This is a genomic window from Mesorhizobium sp. LNHC252B00 (assembly GCF_000502955.1).
GTDB lineage: Bacteria > Pseudomonadota > Alphaproteobacteria > Rhizobiales > Rhizobiaceae > Mesorhizobium.
Genome location: NZ_AYWO01000015.1, coordinates 162,877 through 185,322, shown reverse-complemented (window position 1 = coordinate 185,322; position 22,446 = coordinate 162,877). Strand labels below are relative to the sequence as shown.

At 58.7% G+C, this 22,446-nt stretch carries 21 protein-coding genes and 1 pseudogene; 20 read left to right on the top strand and 2 right to left on the bottom strand.

Features of this window, described 5'->3' with window-relative positions:
* Nucleotides 1-15: 15 nt before the first annotated feature.
* From X744_RS151055 to X744_RS151070, 4 genes are read left to right on the top strand one after another with little or no spacing between them, the layout of a single operon-like run.
* Entirely contained in the window at nt 16-1,056 is a 1,041-nt protein-coding gene (locus tag X744_RS151055) for an ABC transporter ATP-binding protein (protein WP_023760586.1), read from the top strand.
* The gene (locus X744_RS151060) at nt 1,053-1,934 is read left to right on the top strand and encodes an ABC transporter permease (protein WP_023760585.1); all 882 of its coding nucleotides are present in this window, start codon (nt 1,053-1,055) and stop codon (nt 1,932-1,934) included. Before X744_RS151055 ends, X744_RS151060 begins: the two co-directional genes overlap by 4 nt.
* Complete coding sequence (locus tag X744_RS151065; protein WP_023760584.1) at nt 1,927-2,718, top strand: ABC transporter permease; 792 nt, start codon at nt 1,927-1,929, stop codon at nt 2,716-2,718. Before X744_RS151060 ends, X744_RS151065 begins: the two co-directional genes overlap by 8 nt.
* Before the next feature lie 14 nt (nt 2,719-2,732).
* The gene (locus X744_RS151070; RefSeq protein WP_023760583.1) at nt 2,733-3,653 is read left to right on the top strand and encodes a 5'-methylthioadenosine phosphorylase; all 921 of its coding nucleotides are present in this window, start codon (nt 2,733-2,735) and stop codon (nt 3,651-3,653) included.
* Nucleotides 3,654-3,687: 34 nt separating this feature from the next.
* Here the strand turns inward: X744_RS151070 and X744_RS151075 are convergent, their stop codons facing one another.
* Nucleotides 3,688-4,596, bottom strand: coding sequence for an MBL fold metallo-hydrolase (locus tag X744_RS151075; protein ID WP_023760582.1), 909 nt, complete (start codon nt 4,594-4,596; stop codon nt 3,688-3,690).
* Between the two features lie 123 nt (nt 4,597-4,719).
* Here X744_RS151075 and X744_RS151080 point away from each other — a divergent pair, with 123 nt between their 5' ends.
* From X744_RS151080 to X744_RS1000000176025, 13 genes and pseudogenes are all read left to right on the top strand, one after another.
* The gene (locus tag X744_RS151080) at nt 4,720-5,310 is read left to right on the top strand and encodes a biotin transporter BioY (RefSeq protein ID WP_023760581.1); all 591 of its coding nucleotides are present in this window, start codon (nt 4,720-4,722) and stop codon (nt 5,308-5,310) included.
* A gap of 546 nt (nt 5,311-5,856) precedes the next feature.
* Nucleotides 5,857-7,134, top strand: a complete 1,278-nt coding sequence (locus X744_RS151085; protein WP_023760579.1) for a sugar transferase — start codon at nt 5,857-5,859, stop codon at nt 7,132-7,134.
* Nucleotides 7,135-7,138: 4 nt separating this feature from the next.
* A complete protein-coding gene (locus X744_RS151090) occupies nt 7,139-8,011 on the top strand; it encodes a UDP binding domain-containing protein (protein ID WP_023760578.1) in 873 nt (290 codons plus the stop codon).
* Nucleotides 8,011-9,036, top strand: coding sequence for an NAD-dependent epimerase (locus X744_RS151095; RefSeq protein ID WP_023760577.1), 1,026 nt, complete (start codon nt 8,011-8,013; stop codon nt 9,034-9,036). The genes X744_RS151090 and X744_RS151095 overlap by 1 nt, the downstream gene beginning before the upstream one ends.
* A gap of 46 nt (nt 9,037-9,082) precedes the next feature.
* On the top strand, nt 9,083-9,976 hold the full coding sequence (locus tag X744_RS151100; protein ID WP_023760576.1) for a glycosyltransferase: 894 nt from the start codon (nt 9,083-9,085) through the stop codon (nt 9,974-9,976).
* A complete protein-coding gene (locus X744_RS151105; RefSeq protein WP_156938585.1) occupies nt 9,973-11,241 on the top strand; it encodes a hypothetical protein in 1,269 nt (422 codons plus the stop codon). The genes X744_RS151100 and X744_RS151105 overlap by 4 nt, the downstream gene beginning before the upstream one ends.
* The gene (locus X744_RS151110; RefSeq protein WP_198032253.1) at nt 11,189-12,010 is read left to right on the top strand and encodes a class I SAM-dependent methyltransferase; all 822 of its coding nucleotides are present in this window, start codon (nt 11,189-11,191) and stop codon (nt 12,008-12,010) included. The genes X744_RS151105 and X744_RS151110 overlap by 53 nt, the downstream gene beginning before the upstream one ends.
* A 5-nt stretch (nt 12,011-12,015) precedes the next feature.
* Complete coding sequence (locus X744_RS151115; RefSeq protein WP_084025512.1) at nt 12,016-12,825, top strand: methyltransferase domain-containing protein; 810 nt, start codon at nt 12,016-12,018, stop codon at nt 12,823-12,825.
* Nucleotides 12,803-13,960 carry a glycosyltransferase gene (locus X744_RS151120; RefSeq protein WP_023760572.1) on the top strand — a complete coding sequence of 386 codons (1,158 nt, stop codon included), beginning with the start codon at nt 12,803-12,805 and terminating at the stop codon, nt 13,958-13,960. The genes X744_RS151115 and X744_RS151120 overlap by 23 nt, the downstream gene beginning before the upstream one ends.
* Complete coding sequence (locus X744_RS151125) at nt 13,957-15,102, top strand: glycosyltransferase family 4 protein (protein WP_198032254.1); 1,146 nt, start codon at nt 13,957-13,959, stop codon at nt 15,100-15,102. Before X744_RS151120 ends, X744_RS151125 begins: the two co-directional genes overlap by 4 nt.
* Before the next feature lie 1,067 nt (nt 15,103-16,169).
* Nucleotides 16,170-16,490, top strand: coding sequence for a hypothetical protein (locus X744_RS0137515; protein WP_031260649.1), 321 nt, complete (start codon nt 16,170-16,172; stop codon nt 16,488-16,490).
* A complete protein-coding gene (locus X744_RS0137510) occupies nt 16,471-17,508 on the top strand; it encodes a polysaccharide biosynthesis/export family protein (RefSeq protein WP_245266741.1) in 1,038 nt (345 codons plus the stop codon). Before X744_RS0137515 ends, X744_RS0137510 begins: the two co-directional genes overlap by 20 nt.
* A pseudogene (locus X744_RS1000000176025) lies at nt 17,459-17,923 on the top strand (Wzz/FepE/Etk N-terminal domain-containing protein); the annotation flags it as partial. The gene X744_RS0137510 and the pseudogene X744_RS1000000176025, both read left to right, overlap by 50 nt.
* Before the next feature lie 18 nt (nt 17,924-17,941).
* On the opposite strand, the gene X744_RS1000000175350 reads toward X744_RS1000000176025, so the two are convergent.
* Nucleotides 17,942-18,289 carry a hypothetical protein gene (locus X744_RS1000000175350; RefSeq protein WP_245266758.1) on the bottom strand — a complete coding sequence of 116 codons (348 nt, stop codon included), beginning with the start codon at nt 18,287-18,289 and terminating at the stop codon, nt 17,942-17,944.
* On the opposite strand from X744_RS1000000175350, the gene X744_RS151130 reads away from it, so the two are divergent.
* The 3 genes from X744_RS151130 to X744_RS151140 all read left to right on the top strand — a co-directional run bounded on the left by X744_RS151130 (nt 18,281) and on the right by X744_RS151140 (nt 22,396).
* Nucleotides 18,281-19,921, top strand: coding sequence for a polysaccharide biosynthesis tyrosine autokinase (locus tag X744_RS151130; protein ID WP_245266756.1), 1,641 nt, complete (start codon nt 18,281-18,283; stop codon nt 19,919-19,921). The two genes, X744_RS1000000175350 and X744_RS151130, sit on opposite strands and share 9 nt — an antisense overlap.
* The gene (locus tag X744_RS151135) at nt 19,809-21,068 is read left to right on the top strand and encodes a tetratricopeptide repeat protein (RefSeq protein WP_032907711.1); all 1,260 of its coding nucleotides are present in this window, start codon (nt 19,809-19,811) and stop codon (nt 21,066-21,068) included. The genes X744_RS151130 and X744_RS151135 overlap by 113 nt, the downstream gene beginning before the upstream one ends.
* Before the next feature lie 263 nt (nt 21,069-21,331).
* Entirely contained in the window at nt 21,332-22,396 is a 1,065-nt protein-coding gene (locus tag X744_RS151140) for an O-antigen ligase family protein (RefSeq protein WP_245266740.1), read from the top strand.
* Nucleotides 22,397-22,446: the final 50 nt, after the last annotated feature.

The window sequence follows — 22,446 nt, the reverse complement described above, 5'->3', positions numbered from 1 at the left end:
AGACTGGAGCAGATGATGGAGTCGCTCCCGATCACCATCGACAGCGTCAGCAAGTCTTACGGGACCTACGTCGCACTGGATGATGTTTCGCTCGACATTCAAGCTGGCGAATTCCTCACGCTGCTAGGGCCATCGGGATCGGGCAAGACCACGCTGCTCATGGCTCTGGCCGGTTTTGTCCGGCCGGATTCCGGCAAACTCTTGTTGGGGGATCGGGACATCACCCGCCTGGCCCCCAACAAGCGGGACATCGGCATAGTGTTCCAGAACTACGCCCTGTTCCCCCACATGAACGTTCTGGCGAATGTCGCGTATCCGTTGGCGCTGCGAAAGATGCCGAAGGCGGAGGCCCGTCGGCGAGCGCTTGACACATTGGCCCGCGTGAAACTGGAAGGTCTGTCGGAGCGCAACATTGCCGCATTGTCCGGCGGTCAGCGCCAGCGGGTGGCGCTGGCACGGGCAATCGTCTTCGAGCCACGCGTGATGCTGATGGACGAGCCGTTGTCGGCGCTCGACAAGAATCTGCGCGAAACCATGCAGTACGAAATCCGGCGTCTGCATGACGATCTGGGGATCACCACGATCTATGTGACGCATGACCAGCGCGAAGCGCTGATCATGTCAGACCGGATTGCGGTGATGAATTCCGGCCGCATCCAGCAGATCGACACGCCGCAGCGGATTTATGATCGCCCATCGACCCGCTTCGTCGCGGAGTTCATGGGTGAGGCCAACATTGTGGCCCCAGGCCTGGTGCGCAGAATCGACGGCGCCGATGCGTCGCGCGCCACTTTGATGATCCGCGCGGAAAGCTTCCATCTTGATGAGAAGCTCGTCGGGCGAGACGGGATAGCGCTCGAAGGAACACTGCGCGCCAAGGCGTTTCGCGGGGAGAACTGGCTTCTTACCCTTGCGCTGGATGGCGGCGGGCAAGAGGTTCTTGTCTGCATTCCGGCAGCCCTGGCCAGCGGCTGCGGCGAGCTTGCCACCGGCCAGCGGGTGACCGCCTATGCGCCGGCAGCGAAAGTTCACCCGTTACCGGAAACGATAGCGTGACCGCGACCGCGGATCCCGCACTCGCGGCAGACGCCCTGCGCGAGCGGCGGTTCTTCCTGTCGCTTTCGCTGCCAGCGTTGTTCATCGTTGGACTGGCGGCGATATTGCCTATCCTGTGGATCATCCGGCAATCCTTCCTGACCACGGGAGGCGAATACACTTTCGGCAATTACGAGAAGGTGCTTTCGAGCGGGCTGACATGGTCGGCACTCGTCACAACCCTTGAGCTATCCTTGGCCACGCTGGCGATCTGCATTCTTCTCGGCACCCCGCTGGCGCTCGCTCTGGCCAGCGCCAGACCAAGGGTCGCCAACGTGCTGATGGCTTTCGTCATGCTGCCATTATGGACCTCGATCCTGGTGCGCACCTATGGCTGGCTAGTGCTCTTGCGGCGCGATGGCCTGATCAACGCGGCTTTGACAGGTTCAGGCCTGACAGCGGAGCCATTGCCGCTGGTCTACAACTTCACGGGAACGCTCATCGGCATGGTTCACTACATGCTGCCGCTCTTTCTGCTGCCCGTTTATGCCGCGATGCGCGATATCGATGCAAACCTCATTCGCGCGTCGTCGAGCATGGGAGCCTCTCTCGGGCAGGTGATCCGCACAGTCATTCTGCCTCTTTCGGCCGGCGGCATCTTCTCGGGTTCGACCATCGTCTTCATCTACACCATAGGGTTTTTCATCACACCGGCGGTGCTTGGCGGCGGCAAGGTAAATCCTCTCTCTACCCGGATCGAGCGCACGCTATCGACCTTTCAGGATTGGGGGTCGGCGAGCGTCCTGGGTATTCTGCTCCTCATTGTCATGGCGATGATCGGGGTGATGTTCCTGGCGGCACGGCGACTGTCGACGCGCAACGGTGCGGCCCATGCTTGAGGCCTATCCGGACAACAGGCTGTCCCGCATTTTTCTGTGGGGCTTTTCCGCACTCGTAATGGCGTTTTTGATGTTGCCAACGCTCGTGGTCGTGCCGCTGTCCTTTTCGGCGTCCAATCTTCTCGAGTTCCCGCCGCGCGCATACTCGTTGCGCTGGTACGAGACTTTCTTCGGTTCGGCGACATGGATGGCCGCACTCAGGACGAGCCTCATCCTTGGGACATTGACGGCGATGGTCGCAGTGCCTCTGGGGCTGCTGGCCTGCATTTCGATAAATCGGCTTGGCGGAAAGGCCGCGGTAACCATTCAGGGCGTCCTGCTCACCCCGTCCATTGTGCCGGGCATCCTGCTTGCGATCGGTCTCTTCTTTGTTCTGGCGGCGCAACGGCTGGTCGGGACGCTGTTCGGTGTGCTGGTTGGACATGTCGTGCTGGCCATTCCGGTCGCATGCATTGTGTTGTTGCCCGCCCTGGCCCGCTTTGACTGGAACCAGGTTCAGGCGGCTCGTAGCCTCGGTGCGAACTGGGCCAGAGCTATTGGCGGAATAATTGTTCCCCAACTTCATATCAGTTTGCTGTCGGCGACATTGATGGCGTTTCTGACTTCGCTTGATGAGTCTGTGATTTCAATCTTCATCTCAAGTGGTCGCAACAGCACGATGCCGAAGCTTATGTTCCTATCGCTGCGCGATCAGATCGATCCGACCATTGCGGCGATCTCGACATTGTGGACCGCCATCGTCGTGGCCGTCGTCCTGATCGTGACCCTTCGCCGAAAATCCTGACCGAGACTGGAAACATGCCTACAAATCATCACCCAGCCGCCGATCTGGCGTATCAATCAACGGACATACCTCAGGTAGGGTTGGCCATCATCACCGGCTCTGCAAACTGGGGGCTTGCCTTCCCGGAAGATGTCGAAGTCGATGGTGTGCGCACTTTGCGGCGCGACATGAGTTTTGAAACGCCTTTCGGTCGCTCCGACAACTGGAAGCTTCTCGAGTTCGATGCGTCGATTACAGCTGAAGGTAAAACGAAACGTGCATTGTGCATGTATTCGCACGGCAATCCCCGAGACCATATCGACCATTCCTGCCATCGCCGCGCGTTCTGGGTCCTGATGAACGCGGGTGTACGACAAGTGCTCGCCTGCTCGACCGTCGGCGCCGTCAACAAGGCGATCCAGCCCGGAGACATGGTGGTGAGCGCCGATATCATCGAACTGTCGCAGACCCCGTTTTCACTGCTGCCTGGCCGCCAGAGCTTCGACTGCTCGGGCAAGCAGATCGTATGTCCAAGATGTGCGGCGTTGCTGGCCGAGACCGCCCGGCGCCATTGGCCTGCCGAATGCCGGGTCCATGGCATCGAACAGCAGTTGGTCGCTGCCCACTGCTACGGGCCGCGATTGACAACCCCCGCTGAAGCTCTGGCGTATCGGAACATGGGAGCGGACGTGCTCAACCATTCAATTGCCCCTGAGGCAACCTTGTCGCGCGAGATCGGCGCGTGTTTCGTGCCATGCGCGTTCGTGACCGCAGGTTTCAACGACTATATGGACCGCAACCGCCAGGAATTGTTGCAGGAGCACGTGTTGCCGAGCCTTTCCATGACAGCCTCGCGGGTTGCGCTGGAGACCGCGGCACGTCTTCCGGCTAACCCTGAATGCTCTTGCCAGGGCTTGAAGTCGCCCCAACCGGCCGCGCGCTCCAGCCGTTTCTAGCGTACGAGAGCACGGATGAACTCGTGCCCGGGTTCTAACCCGCCGGCACAAAGATACCGGTGATAGCCGGGTCGCCGTCAGTGCTGACAAGACTGCGCGCCACCAGGTCCTCGAGATGAGCAAGCACCGACAATCCGGCGGCGCCATGCAGCCGCGGGTCGGTATCGCTGTAGATCGCCTTGACCATGTCCACGATCGTCCGGTCGCCCGCTCTGACCCGCTCCAGTATGGCGCGCTCGCGCATCTTGCGGTGCGTCTTCAGGCCGCGCATGAAAGCGCGCGGTGCGGTCACCGCCCCGCCATGTCCTGGCAACAGCAAACGGTCACCACGTTCGATCAGCCGGTCCAGCGAGGCCATATAGTCGGCCATCGCCCCATCCGGCGGGGCGACGATGGAGGTTGCCCAGGCCATCACATGGTCGGCCGAAAACAGGATGCCGGTTCCTTCCAGAGCGAACACCGCGTGATTGGCGGTGTGGCCCGGGGTCAGAACGGTCCTGATCGACCAGCCGTCGCCGTCGACTACCTCGTCGTCGGAAAGCGTGATGTCGGGGGCGAAAGCCATGTCGGCGCTGGCGTCGAGCGCATTGGTCTCACCGATATGCAGCGGTCTTGCAGGGCGATGCGGTCCCTCTGCCAGCACCACGGCGCCGGTGCGCTCTTTCAGCCGGGCCGCCAACGGTGAGTGGTCGCGGTGCGTGTGGCTGACGAGGATATGACTGACCGGCCGGCCTGCGATCACGTCAAGCAGGGTCTGCAGATGCGCCTCGTCGTCCGGGCCCGGATCGATCACGGCCAGCGTATCGTTGCCAACGATGTAGCTGTTGGTGCCGTGAAAGGTGAAGGGGCTCGGATTGCGGGCCGTGATGCGCTGGATGTCAGGCGCGACGCTTACCCCTTTGCCATAAAGGGGATCGAAGCTGGTATCGAACTTGAGTGCCATGGCGGATGCATCGGTGCCTTGTTTCAGGAACGGCAAAACCGATTGCCGCATAACACGCAAGCCAATATAGGAGAACGTGAGGCCGCGAACATCGGATAGCGGCAACCGGATTGGGGAAATACCATGGCAATTGCAACAACGACGCGTCCGCTTGTTTCTCTGGCTCTGCCGCAAAATGGCGCGGCGCGGCTGGCAACGCAGCTTTTCCTGGCCATCGCCGGAACGCTGCTGCTGACCCTGTCGGCCAAGACCAAGGTGATGCTCGGGCCAGTCGATATTTCGATGCAGACGCTGGCCGTGCTGCTGATCGCCGCCGCCTTCGGCATGCGTCTCGGCGTCGCCACCCTGCTGCTCTACATGGCGGAGGGCGCCATGGGCTTCCCTGTCTTCCAAAGCACCCCGGAGAAGGGCATCGGCATTGCCTACATGCTCGGCTCGACCGGCGGTTATCTCGCAGGCTTCGTCGTCATGGCAGCGCTTGTCGGCTGGGCCGCCGATCGCGGTTGGGACCGCCATCCGATCAAGCTCTTCAACGCCATGCTGGTTGCTGAAATCGTCATGATGGCCATGGGCTTCGCCTGGCTGGCGCTGCTGATCGGCCCGGAAAAGTCGTGGCAGTTCGGTGTCGTTCCCTTCATCGTCGGCGACCTGATCAAGGTGGCGCTCGCGGCAAGCCTTGTACCGGCCGTGTGGACGTTGCTGAAGCGCGGCTGAAACGCGAGCGGGTGCCGGCGGCTTGAGCGGTCAAGCCCGGCTGGAACACGGCACTTGGCGGACTTCGGCCTGGTGTCCGCCAAGTGACCTCACCTAGCTTTCCAGAAACAGCGCATCCTGTTCGTCGGCACATGGCCGATCATCGGCACCTGCCGGCTGGCCATAGGCATCCGACCAGCTCCCGTCAAAGGATCCATGGGTTCGGGAACACAAGATTCCTCGCCCCCGAAAACGATCTGCCCAAGCTCCCGCGCGCCTCGCATGGAGAACTGCACCTTATCATTGCCTCTATAATCCTGGCATCGACGTTCCGTGCAGAGCGGCTTTTCTAAAGCGTAAAAAGCAATGCTGTTGATCAAGACTTCCGCTAACTATTGATATGAAATAGATACTTGCTAGCGGAGACGAAGTGTCGTAGCCATTGCTCTTCGACTATGTCGGATCGCCGGGGGGTGAGATGTTCGATTCGTTCTACGAACGAACGGGTAGGTCAGATGCAGAATCGCGCTGGCCCGTGGCAGCAACTTCGGGGCAAGGGGCAAGGCGTTGAATGTCGCGGCTTCAACTATTGTCGGAAGCCGGCATTTCCTGTTCAGGATTCGATTTCAGCTGCTTGGCGGACTGACATTCGCGATTTTTGCCCCCGCCATTATCCGGATTGTCTTCAATCCTGAGTTTATCTATTCGGCATACCTTCAGGTAACGGTGACTGCCGCGGCGATTGCGCACCTTGCGGGTTTCCTCTCCTATCGCCGCATCGGAAATTTCCCGGGAGTGGCCGCGGCAAGCTACATCTTGCCGACATTTGCCTTGTCCTACGGGGCTGTCTTCCTGACCATCTTCTTTTTCCGGTTCGAGTACAGCCGGTTCCAGGCCGCAGCAAGTTTCACGCAGTCCACGCTCTGGTATTTCGGCCTGAGCCTGTTGACGCGGCATCTCGACCCACACCGGCTCGTCGTGGTTCCCGGCGGAGATGTCGAGCGTCTCAAGACCTTGCCCGGGGTGCACTGGTTCTGGATCAAGTCAACCAGCACGGTCATTGAAACAGCCAGCGGCGTGGTCGTCGATCTGCGTGCCGATCTTGGCGCGGAATGGGAGCGGTACATCGCCGATCGGGCCCTTTCGGGAACGCCCGTATACCATGTCAAGCAAGTCAGGGAATCGTTGACCGGTCGGGTCGAGATCGAGCATCTGTCCGAAAACACGCTTGGCTCCCTCAACCCGAACCAGGCCTATCTTAAGATCAAGCAGGCGGCCGACTGGATTTCCGCGTTTGTCTTGGTTGTCGCCCTTTCCCCCGTGCTGGCGGCGATAGCGCTGCTGATCCGGCTGGACTCAGAGGGTCCCGTGCTGTTTCGCCAGCAACGCATGGGGTACCGGGGCAAGATCTGCACGGTCTACAAGTTTCGCTCGATGCGGCAACATGGCGAGGCCGGTAGCGACAGGGAGGAGGCGATCACCAAGTGCGACGACGATCGCATCACCCGCGTCGGACGTTTCTTGCGAAAATCCAGGCTCGATGAGTTGCCGCAGGCCATCAACATTCTGCGTGGTGAAATGAGCTGGATCGGGCCGCGGCCGGAAGCCGTCGTGCTGTCGCAGTGGTACGAGAATGAGTTGCCGTTCTACCGCTACCGGCACATTGTCAGGCCAGGTATAAGCGGGTGGGCACAAGTAAATCAGGGGCATGTGGCCGCCGTCGATGACGTCATGGAAAAATTACACTACGACTTCTATTACATAAAGAACTTTTCACCCTGGCTTGATGTTCTGATAACGCTCAAGACAACGAAAACAATGCTCACCGGGTTTGGCGCGCGATAGCCCAATGCGAAGCGTGAATCTGAATAACAAACAGGAAGCAGATGAATCTCGCAGGAAGATAGCCATCATCGGACTTGGCTACGTCGGCCTGCCGCTGGCGGTCGCCTTCGGTGCCACCAGGGACGTCGTCGGCTTCGACATCAACCAATCGAGGGTGGACGCGCTGGAGCGCGGCGAGGACCATACGCTGGAAGCCAGCAGCGATGAGATCAGGGCGGCCAAGGTCATCGAGAACACCCAGAGGGACCTCAACATCGCGCTGATGAACGAGCTATCGCTCATCTTCGGCAAGCTGGGCATCGACACGTCCGAGGTGCTGGAGGCCGCCGGCACCAAATGGAACTTCCTGCGCCTTACGCCGGGTCTAGTCGGCGATCACTGCATTGGGGTCGATCCCTACTATCTTACCCACAAGGCTCAGGAACTTGGCTATCATCCGGAGGTGATTCTTGCTGGCCGCCGTATCAATGACGGTATGGGTCAGCATGCGGCGGATCAGACGGCCCGCCTGATGATGCGCAAGGGGATACCAGTTGTCGGCAGCCGGATACTGGTGATGGGTGCGGCTTTCAAAGAAAATTGCCCGGACCTGAGAAATTCCAAGGGCGCCGATATCGTCTCCCGGTTGAAGGAGTATAATGCCGGCATCGACATTTGGGATCCTTGGGTCGACGCGCAGGAATGTGCGCGCGCCTTCGGCATAACGAGCATGAAGGATATTCCCGACGAGCCCTATGACGGCGTCATCGTGGCCGTCGGCCACAGGCAGTTCCGCGCGCTGGGCGTCGATGGCCTGCAGGCGCTTTGCAAGACCCCAGGCGTCATCTACGACATCAAGGGTCTGTTCCCCAGACATGTCACGGATGGGCGCTTCTGATGAAGGTTCTGGTCACCGGCGCCGCCGGCTTCATAGGCTATCACGTATCGAAGCGGCTGCTGGAGCGCGGCGATGAGGTTGTCGGCATCGACAATGTCAACAGCTATTACGATCCGCAGATCAAGGAGGCGAGGCTGGGGCTGCTCGATGAAGCGAGCCGCAAGACCAATGCGGGCTATCATTTCATCCGCGGCAATCTCGCCGACAAAAGCGTGGTTGACGATTGCTTTGCCGACCACGCATTCGACCGGGTGATCCATCTCGCCGCCCAGGCCGGGGTTCGCTACAGCTTGGAAAACCCGCATGCCTATGTCGAAAGCAACATCATCGCCTACGCCAACATGCTGGAAGCCTGCCGCAACAGCGCCGTTGCGCACCTGACCTATGCCAGCACCTCGAGCGTCTACGGCGCCAATACCGACATGCCATTTTCCGAGCACCGGCCGGCCGATCATCCGCTGCAGTTCTACGCGGCGACCAAGCGCGCCAACGAACTGATGGCACACAGCTACAGCCATTTGTTCAGGCTGCCGACGACCGGGCTTCGCTTCTTTACCGTGTATGGCCCCTGGGGGCGCCCGGACATGGCGCTTTTCCTGTTCACCAAGAACATCCTTGCCGGCGAGCCGATCAAACTGTTCAACAACGGCAATCACACGCGCGACTTCACCTATGTCGATGACATCGCTGAGGGCGTCGTGCGGGCCAGCGACAGCCCGGCCACAGCCAACACCGCCTGGAATTCCAGCCATCCGGATTCGGCCACGAGCAGCGCCCCCTGGCGCATCTTCAACATCGGTAACAACAGCCCCGTGAAGCTGACCGCTTATGTCGAGGCGCTGGAAAACGCGTTGGGCAGGAAAGCCATCGTCGAACTGCTGCCGCTGCAGCCCGGTGACGTGCCCGACACCTTTGCCGACACGTCGGCGCTGGAGCAGGCGGTGGGCTATCGTCCGACGACGACGGTGACCGAGGGCGTCGGGCGGTTTGTCGAGTGGTACCTGGCGTATTTTGGACGGGGATAGGCCTGGTCTTGGCGGTTCCCGGCGGATCCGCGCATAGCTGCGTTCCATGACCGCGCAACCAGGGGGAGAGGGGATCGATACGGCTCGCAAACAGGCAGATTGCAATCCATTGCGGTCCCAGGCGCTGTTGAGCGTTTGCATCCCCACGTTCAATCGGCGGGATCGCGTTGCAGCACTGGTTCAGGAGCTGCTGCGCGCGACGTGCCCAGTGCAAATATGTGTCCATGTCGACGGTTCGACCGACGGGACAAGCGAAGCGCTTGCGGAGATCGCGTCACGCGATGCCAGATTGGTGGTCACAGCTGGCCCGAATGGCGGCAGAGGGGTCGCGATGTTTTCGGCGATCGCTTCCGCCACTGGCGACTATTGCATGATTTTCGATGACGACGACGATCTCTTCACCGATCGATTGCCGGAGGTTTGTGAGCGTCTCTCCCGGCAAGGTGCCGATGAGAGGATTGCGGGATTCGTGTTCTCCATGGTTCTCGAGGGACCGGATGCAGCAGCAAACCGGTTCCCGTCCGAGCGCACAAACCTGATCAGGATGCGAGCCGACGAAGGTGTAGTCGGCGACAGGAAAGAGGTCATCAGAACTGCCTTGTTGAAACAGGTTGCCGTGCCCCCTGCGGGGCGGTTCCGCCGCGTTCCAACATCTCTTCTCTGGTCCAGATTGGCGATCGAACACGATGTCATTTGTGTCAACGTCGATGTCGGGCGAAAGAGGTATTTGGCGGAGGGGATGACCGCAAGAATTCGGCTTCTTCAGCGGCAAAATGCGTACCCGATGTTGTTGCTGAACTTGAATTACATCAGGGCATTCTGGCTTGGGCGATATCGCTCGGGCCGGTTCCTGAGCAAGGCGGTCCTTGCCTGCTTGCGCTTTGGTGCGTTGAGTTTTCCCTTCTTGCTCAAGAGGTCACTAGCACGGGTGATCTCATGAACATAACCAGCCTGTGGAAATTCGTGGAGGCCGTTGTCATACGAATTGTGCCGGGCCTTTTGAACATAGTGACTTTACTATACATCGGAAGCCATCTGGAAACTGTGCAGTATGGGATTTTCAGCACGACGATTGCGACCGTTTTATTCATCTCGACGCTTGTTTTTGGAACCGCGACCTATTCGATAATGCCGGTTTCTGCAAAAATGCATGCCGCTGCAATGGGTAGAGAGTACGTATCGTCTGTTTTGGCTGCGCTGGCCATTGTGGCGTTGTTTGTGATCCTGGCTGGATCGGCGCTGGCGTGGTTCGGATTTGGCAACGCCGTCGCCGCAACCATCATCGTTTCGTTCGGCTTGCACACCGCACTTCAAGAGGTCCTGAGGTCGCAACTGCGGTTGTGGGCGTACGGTTGGTCAGCGATCAGCCAGGCTGTCGCATACCAGGCGGGAGCGGTATTCCTGCTTGCCGGAGATGCAAAAGTAGGTTCTGCACTTACGGCCTTTTCGCTCAGCTATTTCGCCGGAGCGCTGATTTCATTTGCCTTGCTGGGACCGATGAATCTGAGGCGGCCGCGCCTTTCCTACCTTGGCGGGTCTCTGGCCACAGGCTGGGCATTTGTGCTGAGCAATCTGGCCGAGAGCGGTGTGTTCGTCGGCATTCGATACATCATCTTGATGTTTGGCTCTCAGGCTCTTCTCGGCGTCTTCTCGTTTTGTGTCGATCTCTCGCAACGCTCCGTCGGCTTCTTCATGAATGCGGCCAGTTTCGTGTTCGTGCCGCGGGCGTTTCTCAATGCCGCAAATGGAGAGGTCAGGGAGTTTCGGCGTGGATTGTTCGAGGGCGCGACCATTGCGCTGATTTTTGCAGTTGCGTCTGCAGTGGGGATAATCGGCGTGTTTTTTTCCGGCTATGCATCCGGATGGCTGGGAAGGTCATTTCACCCAGCGGTCTTCGCGATCGTTTCCTGCGCTGTCCTGGTAAACAGGACGAAAAAGGTGGTCATCGATCCGTTTGCGCTCCGCTCGAACAACGCAAGGACGCTGACCTATTCCTACGCGGCAGGAGCATTGGCTTGCTGCTGTTTGGCGGCACTGAGTCTGTGGTGGCGGCTGCCGCTTGGCAGCGAAATGGCATTCCTGTCCGGCTATGCCATAGCCGCGGCTTGTTCGTTTTTCGCGTTAAGGGGCGTGATTGCGGACAATGGGCCTGATGCAACGCAGCGAGCCGTTTTTTGTGGCCGGTCGGATGCCGGAAATGAATGAGAAGAAGGCATTCTATGACGAGAAGAACGGCCGGATCGTCCATGTCGGCACGATAGCCGACGACGACTATTGGGATTCCCATTGGGCCGAAGGGATTGTCTTGAGGCCGGATCGCTTTGTAGTCGAAACGACCAAGCGATATCTGACAGGATCGGCCAAGGTCCTGGACGCCGGATGTGGCCTGGCCAACACGGTCTACGGCCTGCATCAGGCGGGCTTTTCCGCACATGGAATCGACTTTGCGCGAAAGACCGTGGGGATGGTGAATCGCGCCGCGCCGCATCTACAAGTGACGGTTGGGGATGTTCGGGCAACAGGCTTCGCGGACGAATTCTTCGATGGAGTGTGGTCTCTCGGCGTGATCGAGCACTTCTTCGACGGGTACAGCGAGATCGTACTGGAGATGCGCCGCATCATCCGGCCGGGAGGAATTGCCTTCGTGACGGTGCCGAGCATTTCTCCTCTCAGGAGATTGAAGGCCAGCATGGGTCTCTACCCCAGGTTTTCAGGTGAGCGGGCCGGATTTTACCAGTTCATCCTTGAGCCATCTTCGATTGTTTCCGGGTTCGAGCAGCACGGCTTCAAGCTTCTGGAGACACGACCAAGGGGTGGCTTCAAGGGGTTGAAGGACGAGACTTTCCTCAAAAAGCCGATGCAGGCTTGGTACGACAGCAGGAACAGCATCATGAGAGGTTTGCGGGCTGCTGCCGATCGGTTGCTCGGCCCGTTTTCGCATCATACGCGGCTCTATGTGTTCCACAGGATATAGCGCGGATGTCTGGTCCGAGTGGACACAGACCGGCGAACGAAATTGACGGTGAGGCAGTGTCGATGTTGCGAAAGTTTATGCGCGCGAACGTAGCCGTTTCCGAGTTGCTGGACAGCGTTCTACCCATGCGCCTTCGTATCGACGGCAACCGAACTTTTGCGACGGAGATAGCGCCTGCCTGGCTTGCCTCCGATGCGCTGGTTTACGACCTCGGCGGGGGTGCAAGGCCGTTCGTCGGCCTATCCGAGAAGCGGCGCCTGAGGCTTTTTGTCGTTGGGGTTGATCTGGACGCGCAGGAATTGTCGAAAGCGCCGCGCGGAATATACGACGAGGAGATTGAAGCGGACCTTACCTCGTTTGAGGGCAGGGGCGATGCTGATGTGGTGATCTGTCAGGCGACGCTCGAACACGTCCGCGATGCTGAAGGTGCTTTGCGTGGCATTGCCAGTTGCGCGAAGCCGGGAGGCGTGGTCGCCATTTTCTCGCCCTCGCGCAACGCTGTTTTCGCAAGGTTAAATCGGGTCCTGCCAGAGGGGGTGAAGCGACGGTTGCTTTTTGCGATCTTTCCCGAAAAGGGCAAGGGTCATGACGGGTTTCCGGCTTTTTACGACAAGTGCCTGCCCAGTGAGGTCGAAACAATCGCAAAACGGAACGGCCTGGAACTCATCGAGCGTCGTCTGTTCTGGAAGAGCTCCTATTTCTATTTCTTCGTGCCGGCCTTTCTCGCCTGGCGCATCTGGTTAGGCGTTTCGGCGCTTTTTCTCGGCAAGGATGCTGCCGAAACCTACGCCTATGTCTTTCGGCGAAAACAGTGAATCCCTGCAGCTCATGAAAAGGAAGCTCGCGCTGGTCGCCATTCCGCTCGACATCAGAGGTGGAGCTGAAACCATCCTGAAACTGGTTGCGCAGGCACTTGCGCGCCGTCCCGACTGGTACGTCGAAATCGGCTTTCTGGGCGGCCAGGCGGCGGGGGATGCCGTTGGGCCACTCCAGGATGAAATTCGGCGCAGTTACGGCTTCGGCGGCGGCAAAGCGATGAGCGAGCTTTTGCTTGCCCCGCGGCTGATCCGGCATCGGTACGATTTGGTATTCTCAAGCCACACGCGGGTGAATTCGTTCCTGGCCGCTGCCCGAAGCGTCGGGGTTCTCAAGAGCCGCAGGTTGGTCGCTCGCGAATCCACGGTACTTCTGGATCGCTTCAATGGCCCTCGCGCACTGACTTACAGGGCGCTCTACGCTGCCTATGGCAGCCAGGACATGGTTGTCGCGCAAACGAGCTACATGAATGAACGCCTGCGTGACGTGTTGCCCCGGCGAGCCATCGATAAACTGTGTACGTTGCCCAACCCGGTTGACGAAGATCTCATCGTCAAAATGTCCACCGAAATGTTGGCGGAGGACGACGCGAAGATGATTTCCCGTCGTCCGCAGATTGTCTGGTGCGGCCGGCTGATCGAGGTAAAGCGGCCAACGATCGCGATTGACGTGCTCGCCGAGATCAGGCGAAGAACCGGCGAAGATTATGAGCTTAGCATGGTTGGGGCGGGACCCATGGAAGCGGAGCTAAGAGCCTACGCCGGCAAGTTCGATCTGGACTCTCGAATAAATATGCTCGGCCAGAGAGACAATCCATTTCCGCTGTTTCGTGCATCGCGCGCCGGCCTGCTCACCTCGGCGATGGAAGGATTTCCAAACGTCCTTCTGGAAATGATGGCTTGCCGGATTCCCGGCATCGTCACCACGCCCTGTGCGGGAGATCTGGACACGCTGTCCGGCCTCGAGATTTCAGCCGGATTTGGCGTGTTGGAAATCGCGGATGCACTGCTGAAGGTCATGCACGCCGGCGATCGGTCGGCCTTATATGGGGAGACCCTGTCGGAAAGGTCGCCTGGGCGATTTGCGGATATGCTGTTAGGAGCGCCTTCGCCATATCCGGGCGGGAGCCAATGATGCCGGCTGCTCGCAGCAAGATAATCATTTCGATAAACACGTCCTGGAATGTCGTCAATTTCCGCAAGGGGCTGATCGAGGGCTTGCGGAGCCATGGCTATGACATCGTCATCGCGGCGCCGAGAGACGAATACTCTTCGCTGATATCGGCCATGGGCTGCCGCTACGTCGAACTCGAAATGGACAATTCCGGCATGTCGCCTTTGCGGGACATGGCACTTCTGTGGCGCTTCTGGCTTCTCTTGCGGCATGAGAGGCCGTTGGCGTTTGTCGGGTTTACGATCAAGCCCAACGTGTTCGGCTCCATCGCCGCCAATCTGAACGGCGTTCCGGTCATAAATAACATTTCCGGACTGGGGACAGCATTCGTCCGCGGTGGCCTCCTGCTCAGAATTGCCAAGGCCTTGTATCGGGTGGCGCTGGCCCGTTCCAAAATGGTTTTCTTTCAGAATGACGATGACAGGACGCTGTTCGTCATTGGGAATTTGGTTCGCAAGGAGCAGACCGGGCTTTTGCCCGGCTCCGGCATCGACCTCGTGCGTTTTACTCCGTCGTCCGAAGCACGCACCGGGCCTGGTGCGATTGTGTTTCTTCTGGTGGCCCGGCTTCTCTGGGACAAGGGTGTCGGCGAGTTTATCGAGGCGGCCCGTCTGGTTCGCCAGAAGATGCCCGGTGTGCGTTTCCAGCTGCTCGGCTTTCTCGATGTAGAGAACCGGACCGCCGTGAGCCGGCAGCAAGTCGAGCAATGGGTCAGTGAGGGATTGATCGAATATCTTGGCACCACCGACGATGTGCGGCCTTTCCTGCGTGCCGCCGATTGTGTCGTCTTGCCTTCCTACCGGGAAGGAACGCCGCGTTCGCTGCTCGAGGCGGCCGCAATGGGCAAGCCGCTGATCACCACCGACGTGCCCGGGTGCAGGGAGGTGGTGGACCACGCCGTCAACGGCTTCCTGTGCAAGGTGAAGGACCATGATGATCTGGCAAGCAAGATGATCGAGTTTGCGATGATGGATGATGCCTCCAGGGGCCGGATGGGAGTGGAGGGCAGAAACAAGGTCGAGCGGCAATTTTCGGAGACTATCGTCATCGCGAAGTACATGCAGCAAATAGAAGAGCTGGATGGCCTCGTGGCGAAAGAATGAAAGGGCTTGACGGACAGTTGGGCTGGATGGAGGACGGCCCTCGGAGCGGCGCGCCGGGACTATCAGGGGATGGTCCTGACCTGCAAACCCGTTGCTACCGGAACGCCTTGCGATGGCAAGATCGCTTCGAAGGTTGGCGATATCCTGTTTGTGCAGTGCTCGACAGCCAAGGGGAAGACCTGGCTACCATATTTACGCAGGGTCGAATTCTCTGCGGCGAGTCGGTTCAAGCCGGTCCAATGTGCAAGTCTTGCCGAACGGCCGCGGATTGGATGCTCTTGCGGCGAAATGAATGGATCTGTCCTGACCCCGGCAGACGGTTTTCCTGCATTTGAGTATTTGTGGTCTTCTGCTGGGTAACGTCGCTTTCCGAGATTCTTGGTCGAAACTGTTCATTCGATATAGCTAAAGTACTGTGCTAGGACAGTTACGAATCAGCCTAAATTGCCGCCAACGCGAAATGTGTTGGAATTGTGATCGGAAAACTGCTACGTGCTGATCTGCTTTCTTTGAGTTGGTGCGTCCGAAGGTGGATGCAGAGGGGATCAAAGACGGATGAATCTGTGAGCAAAACTGCGCCTGCCGTATTTGCGCGTCATTGGGGATCGGCGGCTGCAATCTGGGTGTGCCGGGCAATTCGCGTCTCGAAGTCTTTCGCCTCGACGATAACGTTTGCCTCAATCTTGTTGGCTCTGAACAGACGGTCGGCCATTCAGCCGTCCGGTGGTGGGCGGTGGGGTTGACCTGCCGGATTCGATTTTGGCGGCGCGGTTCTGACCGCTGGCGTGCTCGCGGCGACGCAGTGCGACGTTAGCTACTGACGGAGATTGCCGGGGGTGAAGCAGGTGTGATTCGTCCCAAAAGGGTGAGTTGCAGGTTTGGGTGGGGTGAAAATGAGGATTCGTAGTGGGCTGGGGGCTGCTTTCGTTTTTGTTGTATTCGCCGCAGAGGGCATTCTGTTTGCAACGCCCGATGCTTTCGCCCAGGAGGCCTGTTCCTGTCTTGCGACCGTGCCGGCGTCCGCCGGTGCGATAGGTCGCCTTACACAGGTCCATGGAAACGTTCAGATGTCCCAGTCCGGCGGTTATGCTGGCGTCGGTCCCGAAGCGCCAGTGTATTCGGGCGCGCGCATCATGACCGGGGCAGAGGCGTCCGCTTTGCTGGCGGTGGGTGCCAACTGCGCATTCGATATTCCTGGCAACACCACGATCAAGGTCGATCCTGTCGAAGGTGGCATGTGCGTTTCGCTCGATACGCCAGTTGCGACGGTTGTGCCTGCCAGCTCGGAGCCTCTCATGTTGCCAGCTCTCTTGGGCGCCGCCGCGGTTGGTGGCGCCGCCGCTCTTATTACCGGGCTGCAGGACGACGATGACGCTGTCAGCCGATAGCCGAGGTCCGACACCCGCTGTTTTGCGCAATTTTGTCGAATGCGTCATTCGCCTTCGTGCGGGTGGCGCATTTGTGTTTTGTCGTGGCGAGGCTTCTGGCGGTCAACCGTCCGGACGCGATATTACGGGATCGGGCGCTCGTGCCCATTGGAAAGCGGAATGCGAAAAGGTCGGGTGCCAGCAGCGTAAGTCGTTTCGGCGGATTTGGCCGGCTGTTCAAGAGCGGGACCCACTGATCGGCATCTTCGATTCTGCAAGGCGTAATGCAGGCACCGTGACAGCGTTGCTCGCATCGCTGGCGATATCTGCTTGCGCCAGCACCCCGTCGACATCGACGTCATCCACAAATCCTGTCAGCGCCCTTCAGCCGGCTGCGTCCTCCACGGCTCTTTCAGGCGGCGGCACACTGCAGGTGGTGAAGGACCTGCCGCCGCCGCAGAATACGCAGAATGGCGGCGAGCAACCCCTATCTGCCAATGATGTGCTGGAGGTTAGCGTGTTCCAGGTCGACAATTTGAACAGGACTGTTCAGGTCGACGCAGGCGGGCAGATTTCGCTTCCGCTGATCGGAACGATGACTGCGGCCGGCAGAACCTTGCGTCAGCTCGAGAAGGAAATCGAGACTGCCTACGGTGAAAAATACCTGCAAGCGCCTGATGTGACGATTTTCGTCAAGGAATCGATTGGCCGGCGCATCACGGTCGATGGTGAAGTCAACAAGGCCGGTATCTATCCTGTGTCCAGCGGTGCTTATTTGCTGGACGCGATCGCCCTTGCCGGGGGCTTCAATCCGGTCGGTGATGCCGGCAAGGTCTTCGTCTATCGGAATATCGGCCAAAACAAGCTCGTGGCAAACTACAATGTCGAGGAAATCCGGGCCGGCAAAAATCGCAACCCACGCATCTATGGTGGCGATGTGATCGTCGTTTTTGCTTCCAAGTCGAAAATCGCGATGAACAATTTGAAGGATGCCCTGGGCCTCGCGTCCAGCGCGGCCCGCATTGCGGTCATTCCTTAGGACAGGGCACGATACGGACAACCCCAGGGTCACCTCGCACATGCTCGATCGTAACAGGCAGTCCCAACTTGCCGGATCCCGACAGGCCCTGTCTGCGGACCTCCCCTATGACGTGCCGCAAAACTACGGTCCTTATGGTCGTGACCATGGCGGTCGGGATGACGGGTTCAACCCGCTCAAGCTGTTGTTTTACATTGTCCAGTACCGTTGGTTGATCGTCATGATGGCCGCTGCCGGGCTTGTCGCCGGCGTCATCGTGACAATGATGCAGACACCAAAATATCTGGCAACGACGCAACTCGAAGTGCTGGTCCCCTCGGCGAAAGTCTTTCAGGACATCGAAGTTGTTTCCGAAAACAGCGACGTCAGGGCCTTCCTGACCGCCCGTGAAAAGCTGAAGAGCCGCGCGCTGGCTCAGCGCGTGGCCTTCCAGCTAGGGCTTGGCGAAAAGCCGGACTTCCTGTTTCCGACGCCGAGCTTTTCGCTGAGCAACATTGTCTACCGGGCGTTCGGACTTTCGAAGTCGCCTTCCATTGAGGAGAAAACGCCCGAGGAGCGCGAGGCAATCGCCATCAAGCGAATCCTGGACGACCTGACGGTCAATCTGGTCACCAATACAAGCCTGCTGTCGATCACCTTTGTCGATCAGAAGCCGAAATATGCAAGCGACGTAGCCAATCAGGTCGCACAGAGTTTTATCGATCAGCGACTGGACCAGACCAGCGAGACCTCTGATCTGGCAAGGCAATTCATCCAGGAACAGGTTCTGCAGGTGAAGCAAAAGCTGCAAAAATCCGAGGAGGAATTGGTCACCTACGCAAAAGACGCCGGCATCACGGTCACTGGCGACGACAAATCGCTGATCGACTCTAACATCGAAGCCCTGAACACCGCGCTGGCCATGGCGATCCAGGAGCGCCTGGATGCGGGGCGGGTCGTGAGTCAGATAGAAAAGGGACGCGGATCAAGCCTCGGCCCGGTTCTGGAAAGCGAAGGTCTGCAGAAGCTCAGCGAAAAGCTGGCGGATCTGTCCAGCCAGTATCAGCAGAAACTGGGCATCCTGAAGCCTGGTTATCCGGAAATGCAGCAATTGCAATCGCAGATCAAGGAACTGCAGCGGCTCTATGACAATGGCGTTCTTGCGATAACGGATTCGTTGCGACTGAAATACCAGGAAGCGCAAGGCAAGGAGGCCGACCTAAAATCCAAGCTCGCGGAAATGGAGAGACAGCAGGCCGTCTTCAACGACAAAAATATCAAATACACGATCCTGAAGCGTGAGGTCGATTCCAATCGGTCGCAGTACGACAGCCTTATCACCAAGCTGAATGAAGTTGGGGTTAGCTCGGAACTCAAGACGCAAAGCGCCGCGATCGTCGACTTCGCTTCGCTGCCCGTAGCCCCCTATTCTCCACGCCTGAGCATCAATCTTGCAATCGCGCTGGCGCTTTTCATGGCTTTGACTGCATCGATCATCTACATCATCGAGCTCTTGAACAACACCTTCACCAATCCGGAGCAGGTCGAGAAAGAGCTGGGACTGGCGATGCTCGGCATCCTGCCGCTTGTCGACGACCGCGAACTCATAGCCAGCATCGCCGATCAAAAATCCGGGCTCTCGGAGGCCTATCGTTCGTTGCGAACATCGCTGCAGTTCTCCGGTGCGGAGGGTGCGCCGCGATCGCTGCTGGTGACCAGTTCGGAACCTTCGGAAGGCAAGTCGACCACCTCGTTCAAGCTCGGCCAGGATTTCGCGGCGCTCGGCGCAAGGGTTCTGCTGGTCGATGGCGATCTTCGCAAACCGAACCTGCATCGGCTGTTCGGTCTCGACAACGCGATCGGGTTGAGCAACCTTCTGACGAATACCGTTCGCAAGGATGATCTGGCGGGCATTTTCAGGACGACGAAATACCCTAACGTGACTGTACTGACGTCCGGGACCATTCCGCCGAACCCGGCCGACCTTCTCTCTTCGCAGAAGATGGCGCTGATCTTGACGAATCTCGGCAAACGCTTCGATCTGGTCATCATCGATGCTCCACCGGTCGTCGGCCTTTCCGACGGCCCAATCCTCAGCCGGCTGGCGGAAGGCACGTTGATGGTCGTTTCCACCAACCAGGTCACGCGCAAATCAGCCAAGACGGCGCTCAGGCGTCTGCGGGCGGCCGGTGCGAATGTGATCGGAGGGGCGATGTCGAAGTTTGCAGTGAACAAGTTCGACTACAACTATGCCTACAAATATATGAACTACCAGTACTACGACTACGGCGCGAGCACCCCGAAAATCGAAGGCAAAGTCGATGATGGAGCAGGCCAGCCCGCTCACGCGAAATCTCCTGCGGTCAGGCGTTTGGTTCGTCGCCTCCGTTCTAGTGTTGGCCGCTTCGTCGATCGGGCTAAGTCGGCTCCTTGAGGCCGGGACGCCAGCCGTCTCGCTTGCGATCGATCCGCTGAACATAAATGCGTTGATAGGTGACATCACCGGTGACCTGAACGAAACAGGCAGTGGTCCTGATCTGGATGCTTTGGCTGCCAAGGCGAGGGGTGCGCTTCGCTTCAATGTCGCGGATGCCCGGCTCTACAGCCTATTGGGCGAGATCAAGTACCGGCAAGGCGAGAAGGACGAAGCCTTTGAATTCTTCGACCAGGCTCGAAAACTGTCCAAGACGGAAATCCATGCACTTCAGAGATCGATCGACCGTTCGATCGAGTTAGGTGATCTGTCACGCGCGGTCGCCGAGATCGACACATTGCTACGCCGGTGGCCGGACCGCTTTCCAATCATCGCGGCGGGCATGCCGGCGATTCTTTCAAATCCGGACGGATACCGGGCTGTCCTGGCAGCCATAAAGATAAAGGCTCCGTGGAGGTCCAATCTTTTTTCTGCCCTTGGTCAGGATCCGCAAGGCCTGCGCGCGGCAAGTCAACTGTTGCTCGACCTTACCGGATCGAGTTCACCACCGACATCGAAGGAACTGTCTGCGGTGATCAACGGCTACATCAGGCAAAAGGACTACGAGCCAGCCTATCGGCTGTTCCTTTTCAGCCTGTCCGATCAGGAGCGGACGCTGGGTGGCTATATTTTCAACGGCGGCTTTGAACCCGTCCGCAGCGGCAAGCCCTTCGATTGGCAGGTTCACGATCGCTCCGGTCTGGAAATTACCTTTGCCGGGTCGCGCGATGTCGGCGAAAGCGACAGCGGAGCCACCGTTCGATTTTTGAACACGCCGGTGAAGAACGCCGCGCTCCAGCAATATGTCGAATTGCCTCCCGGCTCCTACAGGATTTCCCTGATTGCCTCCGGGAGAAACCTGAAGTTGCCAAAGGGGCTGTTCTGGTCCATCCGCTGCGCAGATCCGGCAAGCGAAATAGCCCGATTCAACATTCCGGCAGGCACATTCAACCGGCAGTATCTGAGCCTTGATTTTGCGATCGGACCGAGCGCGTGTCCGATGCAATTGTTGCGGCTGGAAACAGCCGCCATCGCCGAAAGCTGGCGATTTCGATACGTCGGCACGTTGGTCATGCACAAGCTGAGCATCGAAAGAGTTTCATTGTGAGAGCGCGCTCGAGCCGGTCCACGGAATGGGAAAAGTATCTGCTTGGGTCGGTTCTTTTCCTGTCGATGCTGATTGGCGGCGGCACGGCGAGTGGCCTCTACACCGAAACGCTGATCGAAATTGCAGCGATCGTCTCGGCCGCGGCCATCTTTTCAAGGCCATCGGGGCAGAGCATCCCTCGTCCGGTCTTGTGGCTGCTTGCCCTGACCCTTGTCGTGTTCTGCCTTCAGATCGTGCTGCTGCCTGCGGCCCTGTTGAGCGGATTGCGGCCGGAGCCGCTGCTCGCCACTCCGTGGCTCGCCGGCGAAACCCGGCTGCGCTTCGTCAGTGTCGGCGTCGGGCGCACGATCGAGTGCTTTCTGTATTTTTCGGCGGGGGCAGCATTCTTTCTGAGCGTTATCCGCTTGCGTACGGATCAGGTCTACGGCCTTCTGCCGTTCTTTTTCATGGGTGTCATCTGTAACGGATTGGCTGCCGCGATCCAGTATTCACTCTCCGATACGGTTGCCATAGAAGGGTTGTTGCCGTTCACGATCAATGCGGGACTGTTTGCCAACCAGAACCACTTTTCGGCGTTGCTGTTCGTTTCCATCCCTTTCGTTGTCTGCCACGGCCTTTTCCGCGGGCACCTTCTGTCTGGATCGCTCGGATTGATAATGCTGTTGCTGCTGCTTCTGGCCGCCGGTTCGCGCGCCGGTATCCTGATAGGATTGGCGATCACCATAATATCGGTTGTCTTTCTGTCCGCTCGCTCCAGGCTAAGTCGGTATGGCGTCCTTGCGGTCTTCATCGGCCTTTCGCTCTACACGATAGGCGCGTGGACGAAGATCGATGCGGAGGTGGTTGATCCGGAATTTGGCCGAGCCGAATTCGCCCGCACCACGATTGCGGGGATTGAAGAGAATTGGGCGACAGGTGTGGGTTTCGGCAGCTTTCAGAAGGTCTACCAGATTTACGAAAAGGGCGAGATGATCTTCAAGCCCTACGTCAATCACGCTCATAACGACTATCTGGAGCTGGCACTCGAGGGTGGCGCGCCCGTCGTTCTTCTGATCGCGGCTTACCTGACATTGCTTTTTGCGTCGTCTGTCGGGGTTCGGCGGGAGCCGCTGCAGAAAGCCGCGTTCCTTTCGGTGTCTTTTCTTCTCGTTCATTCGCTGGTTGATTATCCCTTGCGCACAGCGGCGCTTGCGATGGTTTTTGCCTACATGAATGGCATCATCTTTCACAAAGGCTTTGCTGTGCGGTTGAGCCAAAGGGGCGGGTCGACCGAGACCCATCATGACGATTTGCTTGTTCCCGCCAGGCCGTTGACGTTGGCGAAATGAGAGCAGGTGGATTTGCCGGGATTGCCGCCGGACGCGGTCCGGTCGTTTGT

Bases quoted from the DNA above. Each gene is read 5' to 3' on its own strand.
- X744_RS151075 (WP_023760582.1), bottom strand. From the start codon at position 4,596: ATGGCACTCAAGTTCGATACCAGCTTCGATCCCCTTTATGGCAAAGGG.
- X744_RS151055 (WP_023760586.1), top strand. From the start codon at position 16: ATGGAGTCGCTCCCGATCACCATCGACAGCGTCAGCAAGTCTTACGGG.
- X744_RS151070 (WP_023760583.1), top strand. From the start codon at position 2,733: ATGCCTACAAATCATCACCCAGCCGCCGATCTGGCGTATCAATCAACG.
- X744_RS0137510 (WP_245266741.1), top strand. From the start codon at position 16,471: ATGACGCTGTCAGCCGATAGCCGAGGTCCGACACCCGCTGTTTTGCGC.
- X744_RS151125 (WP_198032254.1), top strand. From the start codon at position 13,957: ATGATGCCGGCTGCTCGCAGCAAGATAATCATTTCGATAAACACGTCC.
- X744_RS151115 (WP_084025512.1), top strand. From the start codon at position 12,016: ATGTCTGGTCCGAGTGGACACAGACCGGCGAACGAAATTGACGGTGAG.
- X744_RS0137515 (WP_031260649.1), top strand. From the start codon at position 16,170: ATGTCCCAGTCCGGCGGTTATGCTGGCGTCGGTCCCGAAGCGCCAGTG.
- X744_RS151065 (WP_023760584.1), top strand. From the start codon at position 1,927: ATGCTTGAGGCCTATCCGGACAACAGGCTGTCCCGCATTTTTCTGTGG.
- X744_RS151120 (WP_023760572.1), top strand. From the start codon at position 12,803: ATGTCTTTCGGCGAAAACAGTGAATCCCTGCAGCTCATGAAAAGGAAG.
- X744_RS151100 (WP_023760576.1), top strand. From the start codon at position 9,083: ATGACCGCGCAACCAGGGGGAGAGGGGATCGATACGGCTCGCAAACAG.
- X744_RS151135 (WP_032907711.1), top strand. From the start codon at position 19,809: ATGATGGAGCAGGCCAGCCCGCTCACGCGAAATCTCCTGCGGTCAGGC.
- X744_RS151080 (WP_023760581.1), top strand. From the start codon at position 4,720: ATGGCAATTGCAACAACGACGCGTCCGCTTGTTTCTCTGGCTCTGCCG.
- X744_RS151105 (WP_156938585.1), top strand. From the start codon at position 9,973: ATGAACATAACCAGCCTGTGGAAATTCGTGGAGGCCGTTGTCATACGA.
- X744_RS151110 (WP_198032253.1), top strand. From the start codon at position 11,189: ATGCAACGCAGCGAGCCGTTTTTTGTGGCCGGTCGGATGCCGGAAATG.
- X744_RS151090 (WP_023760578.1), top strand. From the start codon at position 7,139: ATGCGAAGCGTGAATCTGAATAACAAACAGGAAGCAGATGAATCTCGC.
- X744_RS151095 (WP_023760577.1), top strand. From the start codon at position 8,011: ATGAAGGTTCTGGTCACCGGCGCCGCCGGCTTCATAGGCTATCACGTA.